This window comes from Pseudolactococcus yaeyamensis, from assembly GCF_054658615.1.
In genome coordinates this window covers 1-10,397 of record NZ_BAAGGP010000089.1, presented here as the reverse complement: position 1 = coordinate 10,397, position 10,397 = coordinate 1, and the positions used below count along the sequence as shown (strand labels likewise).

Sequence of the window (10,397 nt, the reverse complement as noted above, 5' to 3'; positions counted from 1 at the left end):
TCCTCCTCCCGTGCTTTGTAGTTTACCTTCTTCTGATTCAATTATATCGTATAGAACGAGAGTGCGCACTCGTTTTCATCACTATTTGATTCGCCGAGCGCAGCGAGTAGAAATGGAACTTAAAATGAAACAAAAAAATCAAATTTTGTATCAGAAAGTATTTGATGCCTTAAAAGCTGATTTAATCAGTGGTAAATATGAAGTTGGTAGTTTTTTTCCAACTGAAAATGAGTTAGAGTTGCGTTTTGATGTAAGTAAGATAACGGTTCGCAAAGCCCTAGATTTACTTGTCGAAGGGGGGTATTTGTATAGACAAAGTGGCATGGGGACTAAAGTTATCAGTAATCAGCCGATAAATGTCTTTAATAAGGCTAAAACATTTACAAAAATTTTAAATGATCATGGTGTTACCGTTCAAAATACTGTTGTTTATGTTGGCAAGTCTGAAGATGACGTAATCAATAGTAAATTTGGTTCCGAATCTATTTACGAAATTCATCGGGTGTATGCGTTAGATGGTGTGGCGAGTATCTTTGTTAAACATTATTTTTCTTTGAAAAATCTAGCTAGTCTACCTGAAAAAGAGGCCAATCAATTCTCCTTTTATTCATTTTTATCTAAACAAGGGGTTGAAATTTTTGAAATTGAAGATGCTTTTAGTGCAAGAAAAACACCAAAATGGTTGTCGACTGTTTTACCGACGATTTCAGATGTTTTTCTAGAAAGAACGCGGACATCCTTTTCTGAATTCGGACAACTTGTGGAATATACAATCTCCTATTACGATGCTGAAAAAACACCTTACCTCATAGATTATCAAGTTTGAGAAAATTTGATTTTCTTTTTTATTGACAAAATTAACATTATAATGTTATACTTGTAGACAAGGAAACGCTTTCAACTGTGTTTTCGATTTTATCGTTGGTAGTCGGCACTTTGAAGGCAAGTCTTATTTTTTTGATGACGAAGACGTTCGTTCAAGACTCACGCCAAAATCTATAGACAAAGCAGTCGACTCAATATCTTACTTATAAGGAGTCTGTATGAACGGATTAATTACATTTTTGGAGCAAAAGGTTTCACCTATTGCTGCTAAAATCGGCGGACAGCGGCATATGCTTGCTGTCAGAAAAGGTATCATTTCCACCTTACCTTTGACTTTGGTTGGCTCATTTTTCGTTATTTTTCTTAATTTTCCAATTCCAGCTGTCGCTGAGAAATTAACACCCTATTTACCTATTTTAGATATCCCTTATCGCTTTACAGTTGGTATTCTAGCCCTCTATGCAACATTTGGCATTGCAAGTTCCTTAGCTCAGAGCTATAAACTGGATCAACTGACGGCAGGGATTATTGCGGTCATGTCCTTTATCGTCACAAGCATTAAACCGGTTCGCTTGTTTGAAGAAGTTTCAAAAACAGAGCTCCAAACGGAAATTGTTGCAGCTGGTCGTTATCTTAACATTGCAAATCTTGGGGCACAATCTCTATTTGGCGCGATTGTCACTGCTCTTATTTCTGTTGAAATTTATCGTTTTATGAAAGTTAAAAATATTACGATTAAAATGCCAGAAGGTGTGCCACCAGAAGTTGCCAATTCATTTATCGCACTATTCCCAGCAGGTGCTTGTTTAATTCTTTTTTGGGTCATTCGTCATATGCTTGGTTTTGATATCAATGCAACGCTTTCGAATTTACTGATGCCATTGCAAGGTTTCCTTGCAGGAAATAGCTTACTTGGAGGGCTTGTCACAGTATTCTTAATCTGTTTCTTCTGGATTTTAGGGATTCATGGTCCTGCAATTATGGGACCGGTAATTCGTCCTTTCTGGGAAAGTTCGATTGCTGATAATATGGAGGCTTTTTCAAATCATGTGGCAGCGACTGACATGCCAAATATTTTTACGGAAATGTTTTTACAATGGTTTGTTTGGATTGGTGGTGCGGGTGCAACTTTAGCGCTTGTCTGCTTATTCTTGACATCTAAATCTGCATATTTGAAAGAATTAGGAAAAATTGGTTTCTTGCCAGGTCTATTTAATATTAATGAACCGATTATTTTTGGGGCACCGATTGTGATGAACCCGACCTTAACGATTCCATTTATTTTGTCTCCTATGGTAATGACGGTCATCGCTTATCTTGCGACGATTACACATATTGTGCCGATGACTGTTTCTCGAACTGTCTTTACAGTGCCTTCGCCAATTGGTGCGATGATGGTAACAAACTGGCATATCATGGCTGGTATTCTTGTTGTGATTAACTTCTTAGTGAGCTTAGTGATTTACTACCCATTTTTCAAAGTTTTTGAAAAAGAACAGATTGCCTCTGAACTTGCGGAAGGTTAAAAAATATCTTTGGCGAAAGCCAAAGTTACATAGTTATTCAATTTGTTCACTTTAAAATGTCATCAAATGGCCTAAAAGTATGATATGAGTGAGCAAAAAAACATAATGAATTAAATTTAAAGGAGCTGCCATGACATATGATGTAGCGATTGTTTCAGTCATAACTTTTATCATCAGTATGATTTGTTTAGAGAAAAATCGTGTTCCGATGTTTGTTAAGACACTATCTATGCTTAAAATAGTCCCGCTTTGTTTGCTTGCGATTTTGCTTAGCATGGGGTTGACTGTTTTGACCCACTTGCTTTACTTCGTGATTGTCGTGACAATTATGAGTGCCTGTCTTATTTTCTGGCGCTATCATAAACATACCGAGGCATGGGGTCAAATGGAGGAGAAAAAATAATGTTTAGAAGATTAGGTTTATCAGTTTATCCAGATAATAGTGTATTTGAAGAAGATTTAGCTTATATTACATTTGCCAAATCTCAAGGTTTTGAACGCATTTTTATGTCAATGCTTGAAGTGACTCAAGGTAAGGTAGTCGTTGCTGAAAAATTTTCTAAGATTATTTCAGCAGCTAAAAAATTAGGTTACGAAGTGATTTTAGATATTGCACCTAATATTTTTGATGAGTTACAAATTTCATATGATGATTTAAGTTTTTTTGCTGAATTGGGTGCAGACGGATTGCGCTTGGACGCTGGTTTTGACGGTAACAAGGAGGCGACCTTATCATTTAATCCATATGGCTTGATTATCGAGTTAAATATGTCAAATGATGTTGCTTATCTGGATAATATCTTGACCTATCAGGCAAATGAACCTTATATTTATGGTTGTCATAATTTTTATCCGCAAGAGGGGAGTGCCTTACCGCTTGATTTCTTCGTATCATGCTCAAAACGGTTTAAAAAGCATGGCATCAGAACAGCAGCGTTCGTCTCTAGTCAAGTTGCGACAGGCGGTCCTTGGGATATCAATGACGGTTTACCAACACTTGAATTGCACCGTCACTTACCAGTTGAGGTGCAAGCTAAACATTTGTTTGCAACAGGTTTGATAGATGACGTCATCATCGGCAATGCCTATGCGAGTGAAGCAGAGTTGGTGGCGCTAGGTCAGCTTAATCGCTATCAAATCGAATTGACAGTTGATTTTTTACCGACTACTAATCCAGTAGAACGTGAGATTGTGCTGAATAATCAGCATTTTAGACGTGGTGATATTACTTCACAAATGGTGCGTTCAACGCAAGTTCGTAAGGATTATAAACAAGAAAATCCACGACATGATAACGAGCAAGTTTTCCAAGTCGGTGATGTTACGGTTGGTAATGATCTTTTTGGTAAGTACAAAAATGAGCTACAAGTTATCTTGGAACCTCATACAGATTCACGGAAAAATAAGGTAGCTCAGATTCAAGAAAATGAGTTGATATTACTGGATTATATTCAACCTTGGACAAAATTTCGTTTTAAAGAATAAGATGGAAAGAAGATGAATAGATGTATGATTTAATCATAAAAAATGCTAGAACGCTAGATCATCAGACGATTGATGTGGCGATTAAGGATGGTAAGATTTCAGAGATCAGTGCTAGGATTGCAGCTGATAGTCAGGAAATATTTGAAGCCAATGGTCAATATATTTCAGCAGGTTGGATCGATGCCCACGTGCATTGTTATGAAAAGATGTCACTTTACTATGATTATCCGGATGAAGTTGGTGTGAAAAATGGTGTCACCACCATTGTTGATGCAGGGTCAACCGGTGAAAATAATATTCGTGAGTTTTATGAGATAACTAAAAAATCTAAAACCAATGTTTATGCACTTTTAAATATTTCAAAAGACGGGATTGTGTTTCAGGATGAATTGTCTGATTTAACAAAGGTGAATGAAGCTAAAAATTTAGAACGTATCCAAGAGTTAAGCGAGTTTATTATTGGCATTAAAGCGCGAATGAGTAAAAGTGTCATTGGGCAAAATGGTGTCAGACCTTTAGTCATGGCTAAAGCACTTCAAAAGAAGGCGAACTTACCACTCATGGTACATATTGGGACAGCGCCAGTTGAGTTAGAGGAATTGATGAGTTATTTGGATGCTGGTGACATTGTCACACACTGTTTTAATGGCAAAGACAATGGTATTTTAGATAAAGCTGGTCGGATTAAGGATTTTGCTAAAAAGGCATATGAGGCAGGCGTCCATTTTGATATCGGACATGGGACAGAAAGTTTTAATTTCCAAGTAGCCATGCAAGCAAAATCTGAAAATATCTTAGCAAACTCTATTTCAACTGATATTTATTCGAGAAATCGTTTGGATGGACCAGTCTATAATCTAGCTACAACAATGGAAAAATTGATGTATGTCGGTTATTCACTTGAACAAGTCATTCATCGTGTTACGCAGACACCAGCAAAAGCTTTGAGACTTAGCAGTAAAGGAGAGTTGGTTATCGGTTACGATGCAGACATTACTTTATTTAGAGTAACAGATGATTCATCTAAGCAGTTAATTGATTCAAATCAAGAGACGGTTAAAACTTCTGTCCAAATTCAGCCGACAGCTGCGATTATTGCTGGAAAAGTCTATGAGATAGATTGAGGAGAAAAAATGACAATTCATCAAAAATTTAATTTAAAGCAAGTCATCAATGCTTCAGGTAAAATGACAATTTTAGGTGTTTCAAAAGTTAGTGACAAAGTTGCACGGGCACAAAAAGAGGCAGGACAAACTTTTTTTGAAATGGCTGATTTAACGGTTAAGACAGGCCAGTATATTGCCAAGTTATTAGACGTGGAAAACGCCACAGTCGTCTCAAGCGCAAGCAGCGGTATTGCCTTGTCAACTGCTGCAGTGATTGGGCAAGGAGATATTTATCACGCCTATCATCATTTGACGAATCGGATAACTAAACGCGAAATCATCATACCCAAAGGCCATAATGTCAATTATGGTACAGGTGTTGAAGTCATGGTCACACTAGGTGGCGGACAATTGGTAGAGGCTGGCTGGGCAAATGAATGCACGCCAGAGCAAGTTGAAATTGAGATAACCGACAAGACGGCAGCCCTGCTCTATATTAAAAGTCATCATACCGTTCAAAAAAGTATGCTGACGATTCCGCAGATGTCTGAAATCGCTAAAAAGCACAATTTACCTTTGATTGTTGACGCAGCCGCTGAAGAAGACTTGAAAAAATATTATGCGGCCGGTGCTGACCTCATCATTTATTCAGGTGCTAAAGCAATTGAGGCACCGTCAAGTGCTATGGTAATTGGTCGAGACCCTTATATTCCTTGGATTCAACTTCAAAATAAAGGCATTGGACGTGCCATGAAAATTGGTAAAGATAATATCATTGGTTTTGTCACTGCTTTGGAAGACTATTTAGACAATGGTAGTGAAACTGGAGATAGTATGAAAGCGCGTCTCGCGCCATTTATTACGGAACTTAATGCTATCTCAGGCTTATCAGCAAAAGAAGTTCAAGATTCAGCAGGACGAGATATTTATAGAGCGAGTGTTAAAGTAACCTCAGATAAAATCACAGCTTTACAAGTTATTGCAGCCTTAAAAGAAGGTGATTTGGCAGTCTACACACGAGAATATCAAGCCAATAATGGCATCATTGAGTTTGATATTCGGGCAGTTAATCATACAGAAATGTCCGCAATTGTCAATAAATTACAGACAGTGATGGAGTCTCAATCATGAAAAATATTTTAGCTTTTGGTGAGGTGATGTTGCGGTTGTGTCCACAACACTATAAAATGCTTGACCAAACAGATACACTTGACATGAGTTATAGTGGCACGGGGTTGAATATCTTATCTGGTTTAGCAAGAAATGGTGTACAGACGAGTTTGCTTACGGTATTACCAGAAAATCCAGTCGGTCATGCTGCGGCGGCAAGTATTAGAAAATTAGGTGTTCGAGATAATCACTTGATTTTTAAAGGTAGTCATATTGGAACCTATCTTTTGGAGATGGGTTATGGGAATCGTCCGAGTCAAGTGACTTATCTTAATCGAAGTGAAAGTGCTTTTTGTACAACTGAAATTTCAGATGGTCAGATGCAAGCAGCTTTATCTGGCGTAGATTTAGTGCATATTTGTGGTATCGCTTTATCCACTTCAAAAATCGGTAGAGAAAATGCATTACGACTTGCTAAAATGACGACTGCCATGTCAATCCCACTTTGTTTCGATTTTAATTATCGGATGAGTTTGGTAAAACCAGAAGAGCGTTCAGGTTTAATTGCTGACTATAAGCAGATTCTTAAAGAGGCTAATATTGTTATTGGTGGTAAGAAAGATTTAACTTTGCTTTTAGAAATGCCTTTTGATGAAGAGCATGAGTCGCTCGCAGATTTATATCAACGCTTTGTACATGATTATGATTTGACTTATTTTTGTGGCACTGAAAAATCAGCGCAAGGTCATTTCAAACTTGTTCGTGGCTTTCTTGCAGATAAGGAAAACATTGTTTTTTCAGACGATAAAGTTGTGATGACTTATGATCGAATCGGCACAGGCGATGCTTTTGCAGCGGGTATTATTCAAGGCTTGATGGTTGATCAATGGTCGCTACAAGATACGGTAGACTTTGCAATAACAAGTACTCAATTAGCACATACGACCTATGGTGATAGCCCCGTTTTAACCAAAAGTTTTATACAAGAAAAAATGAAACATGACGATCTGGATGTCATGAGATAAATGATTTAAATAGATAATGGAGAAAAAAATGAAAAAAACACCTAACTACCTTGAAGACCGTCTTTGTCTAAATGTTTTAGCTAACTCAGTTGAGAATGCCAAAGCTTGTTATGAGGCGGCGCAAGGTCATGTTGTCCTTGGCGTTCTGTCAAAAAACTATGACACAGATGAAGCAGCTATCGAAGATATGCAACGTTACATTGAGGCGACTGACAATGCCTTATCAGTTGGACTTGGTGCAGGTGATCCAAACCAATCAGCAATGGTTGCACGTCTTTCAAAAGTTTTACAACCACAACACGTCAACCAAGTCTTTACTGGTGTTGGCGCAAGCCGTGCTCTTTTGGGACAAGATGATACGATCATTAACGGACTTGTTTCACCAACTGGAACTGTCGGTATGGTTAATTTAGCAACAGGTCCTTTATCATCTCAAGCACCAGCAGCGATTGTTCCGATTGAAACAGCGATTGCATTATTAAAAGATATGGGCGGTAGCTCAATCAAGTTCTTCAATATGAAAGGTCTTGACCACATTGAAGAATACAAAGCAGTTGCTAAAGCTTGTGCAGAGAACGATTTTTATTTGGAGCCAACTGGTGGGATTGATCTTGAAAACTTCCAAGAAATCGTTCAAATCGCAGTAGATGCAGGTGTTAAGAAAATTATTCCTCACGTTTATTCATCAATCATTGACAAAACAACAGGAGATACAAAGGTTGAAGATGTTCAAACATTGCATGCCATGATGGCGGAAACTTTGAAATAAAATAAGTTAAGTTAGCATTTCGTCTCCAATCCCTTTGACATTAATATGTTAGGGGGATTTTTTATTAGCTGTGTGTTTGAAATTGCACGAATTACTCGTGCAATTTAACTGTATTTTCAAGTGATAAAATTCATTGTATACTAAGTTTATAAGATATTGATCGGCTCTATGTTCGCAAATGCCACCGCTTAACCGAAGCGTTAATGTAGGTCGAGTTTTAAGGTTTCACCTAGTGAATCGCAGAGGAAAGGAGAAGAAAAATGCAATTAACGCAAAGGGAAATTGATACAACGATAGAGTTACTGTCATCACGTGCTTCTAAAACTGCCGTTGAGTTAGCCGCTTTAAATAAAATCAGTCCTAGAACGTTGAAAAGCGATATCACAAACATTCGCAAATGGCTAAAGGAAGCGCAGGTTTCATTAGTTTCTAAGCCTGGTCTTGGTTACTTTATAGAAGGAGATGATTTAACCTGTAAAAAATTGCTCAATCAATTATTAGGGACTGAACGATTAGGTGCACCATTGGACGCTGAGATGCGAAAAAAACAGATGATGATTCAACTTTTGCTGTTTGAAAAACCCATTAGTTCCACCTCATTTTCAGATGAATACGGCGTTGTCAAAAATACGATTATTTTTGATTTACAACAAATCAAAAACCTGTTTATTGCTAATGATATTCAACTTGTTGCCAATCATTTAGGATTTAGTGTTGCAGGTGAGGAACGACAGCGTCGCTTATTGTTAGAAAAGTTGATTCAAGAAAACTTTACCGATTATGATTTATTCATGATGATGTCAAAATTGACAGATTTTGAAAAAGAGGCAGAAATCAGTTACTTCGACTCTATTTTGCCACCAACATTTTCTGTCTATTATGATTCTGTTTTAAAATTGATTGCAACGCATCTTTCAGAGCAGATTATTCATGAGACACCTTATTTTGAACTTTTTACCTTGGCACTTAGATTAACCATTTCATTGGTACGCTTAATTGAGGATTGTCCGATTGGCAATGGGGAAGAAGTACTGGATGTAACAGAACAAACAGGGTTTACGGTTTCGCTACTAAGTGAGCTGGGAAAGATTTACCATAAGCCTTTACTAAAAGCGGAATATGATTATGTTTATACAGATTTAAGTGCGACGATGCCTGTCAATGTACTGGAACTCACGAGTCAAATGGTAGAGTTTGTAACGCAAGAAGTACAAATCCCTTTTAATGAAGATAGTATTTTATTTCAGAATTTAGCAGCACATCTCACTTTAAGTCTGGAACGAACTCATCACTACTTGAATGGTTATAATCCCTTCTTGAAGGAAATCAAGAAAAATGAGACGCCCCTATTTGAAAAAATAAGGCAAATTGTCGCACGAGAACTAGGGTTAAAAATTGCCCAAGATGAGTCATTCATTTCCTATATCACGCTGCATTTCATGACTTCTAAAGAGCGCGTGGGCAATGGTGAAAGGAAAATTCGAGTGGTGTATGTCTGCGCCACAGGATTAGGCGTCACATCGTTTTTACAGCAGAAAATGAAAAGTGAAATTGAAGAAATTGAAATTGCTGGGTTTGCTAGTGTCTTAAACTATGGTCGAATTGTAGGGCAGACCGCCCCAGACTTGATTATCAGTGCTTTTCCTGTTGAGAGTCAGGAAATTCCAGTTCTCCAAGTGAAGCCTTTGACCTCTGAAAAAGATATACAGGTCATTAAGAAAAAGGTCAAAGCTTTATTGGCAGAAGGAAAAGGACATTTGCCGAACATTAATTTAAGAGATGTTTCAAAATCTCTATCCGTCAGTGAGCTTAATCAGGAAACTATTGTGAAAGGCTTTATGGTTTATGAAGCATTGAAAGAGTTATTTCAAGATAAATTGTGGCCAGAGTTTAGTGAAGGTTTCTTATTACATATTTTATTAACGGTTCACCGAATTGTTTTCAACAAACAATATCAAGAAACAGCTTCTGTTGTATTTTCAGATAACATTTTAAAGCAAATTGAAGCGATTTTTAATCAATATGAATTAGCGATTAACGAAAGTGAAGTAAGTGCCATTACAGAATACCTAATTAAAGAGGGGGAATAGGAATGTGAATGAAGGATTAATAGCGTTGTATCAGGAGTTAGAGCTGTCTGAAGAAGTTCAATCAGTAATTCAAAAAATTGAAAACTCACTTAATATGTTGACCATTCGGCCAAACGATTTGCAATGGAGAATTTTGGTCAATCATGTCAATGAGATGGTCAATAGATCCAAAGAAGGCGGAACTATACCAGAAGTGGACGCCCAATTATTTTCGGAAATTTCAAAGACATCTTTGAAATTAGCAGAAGAAATAGTTTCAGAAATTGGTCATCTATCACCAGATGAAAAATATTTATTATCAATTCATTTTGAATCAGCAAAATTAAATTAAAAAAAGTCTAGTGGTAATAAGTCAAGTAAGACTTGTAAATTTATTTTACAAGATTTATGAAACTAAGGTACACTAAATAAGCCTACGAAAAATTCATTTTTTCGCAAGTGCTATCAAGGACTTGTGCTCA

Annotated in this window: 10 protein-coding genes; all 10 read left to right on the top strand. The window is 37.1% G+C overall.

What is annotated here, in order from left to right; genetic code table 11:
- A partial coding sequence (locus ACYQ21_RS13225) for a GntR family transcriptional regulator (protein ID WP_460058946.1) occupies positions 1 to 826 on the top strand: 826 nt, incomplete at its 5' end.
- 217 nt (positions 827 to 1,043) lie between these two features.
- Complete coding sequence (locus tag ACYQ21_RS13220; protein WP_460058945.1) at positions 1,044 to 2,351, top strand: PTS sugar transporter subunit IIC; 1,308 nt, start codon at positions 1,044 to 1,046, stop codon at positions 2,349 to 2,351.
- A 130-nt stretch (positions 2,352 to 2,481) separates the two neighbouring features.
- On the top strand, positions 2,482 to 2,754 hold the full coding sequence (locus tag ACYQ21_RS13215; protein WP_460058944.1) for a hypothetical protein: 273 nt from the start codon (positions 2,482 to 2,484) through the stop codon (positions 2,752 to 2,754).
- Entirely contained in the window at positions 2,754 to 3,836 is a 1,083-nt protein-coding gene (locus ACYQ21_RS13210) for a DUF871 domain-containing protein (protein WP_460058943.1), read from the top strand. The genes ACYQ21_RS13215 and ACYQ21_RS13210 overlap by 1 nt, the downstream gene beginning before the upstream one ends.
- 20 nt (positions 3,837 to 3,856) lie before the next feature.
- A complete protein-coding gene (locus tag ACYQ21_RS13205) occupies positions 3,857 to 4,960 on the top strand; it encodes an amidohydrolase/deacetylase family metallohydrolase (RefSeq protein ID WP_460058942.1) in 1,104 nt (367 codons plus the stop codon).
- 9 nt (positions 4,961 to 4,969) lie between these two features.
- The gene (locus ACYQ21_RS13200) at positions 4,970 to 6,073 is read left to right on the top strand and encodes a DgaE family pyridoxal phosphate-dependent ammonia lyase (protein WP_460058940.1); all 1,104 of its coding nucleotides are present in this window, start codon (positions 4,970 to 4,972) and stop codon (positions 6,071 to 6,073) included.
- Positions 6,070 to 7,077: a sugar kinase gene (locus tag ACYQ21_RS13195; protein ID WP_460058939.1), complete on the top strand. Its 1,008-nt coding sequence runs from the start codon at positions 6,070 to 6,072 to the stop codon at positions 7,075 to 7,077. Before ACYQ21_RS13200 ends, ACYQ21_RS13195 begins: the two co-directional genes overlap by 4 nt.
- A 28-nt stretch (positions 7,078 to 7,105) precedes the next feature.
- Complete coding sequence (gene dagF, locus ACYQ21_RS13190) at positions 7,106 to 7,846, top strand: 2-dehydro-3-deoxy-phosphogluconate aldolase (RefSeq protein ID WP_460058938.1); 741 nt, start codon at positions 7,106 to 7,108, stop codon at positions 7,844 to 7,846.
- A 260-nt stretch (positions 7,847 to 8,106) separates the two neighbouring features.
- Positions 8,107 to 9,936, top strand: coding sequence for a BglG family transcription antiterminator (locus tag ACYQ21_RS13185; protein WP_460058936.1), 1,830 nt, complete (start codon positions 8,107 to 8,109; stop codon positions 9,934 to 9,936).
- A 4-nt stretch (positions 9,937 to 9,940) separates the two neighbouring features.
- Positions 9,941 to 10,267, top strand: a complete 327-nt coding sequence (locus ACYQ21_RS13180; protein WP_460058934.1) for a PRD domain-containing protein — start codon at positions 9,941 to 9,943, stop codon at positions 10,265 to 10,267.
- Positions 10,268 to 10,397 lie beyond the last annotated feature (130 nt).

Excerpts from the sequence above, each read along its gene's own strand:
- ACYQ21_RS13220 (WP_460058945.1), top strand. The coding sequence starts at position 1,044 with ATGAACGGATTAATTACATTTTTGGAGCAAAAGGTTTCACCTATTGCT.
- ACYQ21_RS13215 (WP_460058944.1), top strand. The coding sequence starts at position 2,482 with ATGACATATGATGTAGCGATTGTTTCAGTCATAACTTTTATCATCAGT.
- ACYQ21_RS13210 (WP_460058943.1), top strand. The coding sequence starts at position 2,754 with ATGTTTAGAAGATTAGGTTTATCAGTTTATCCAGATAATAGTGTATTT.
- ACYQ21_RS13205 (WP_460058942.1), top strand. The coding sequence starts at position 3,857 with ATGTATGATTTAATCATAAAAAATGCTAGAACGCTAGATCATCAGACG.
- ACYQ21_RS13200 (WP_460058940.1), top strand. The coding sequence starts at position 4,970 with ATGACAATTCATCAAAAATTTAATTTAAAGCAAGTCATCAATGCTTCA.
- ACYQ21_RS13195 (WP_460058939.1), top strand. The coding sequence starts at position 6,070 with ATGAAAAATATTTTAGCTTTTGGTGAGGTGATGTTGCGGTTGTGTCCA.
- dagF (WP_460058938.1), top strand. The coding sequence starts at position 7,106 with ATGAAAAAAACACCTAACTACCTTGAAGACCGTCTTTGTCTAAATGTT.
- ACYQ21_RS13185 (WP_460058936.1), top strand. The coding sequence starts at position 8,107 with ATGCAATTAACGCAAAGGGAAATTGATACAACGATAGAGTTACTGTCA.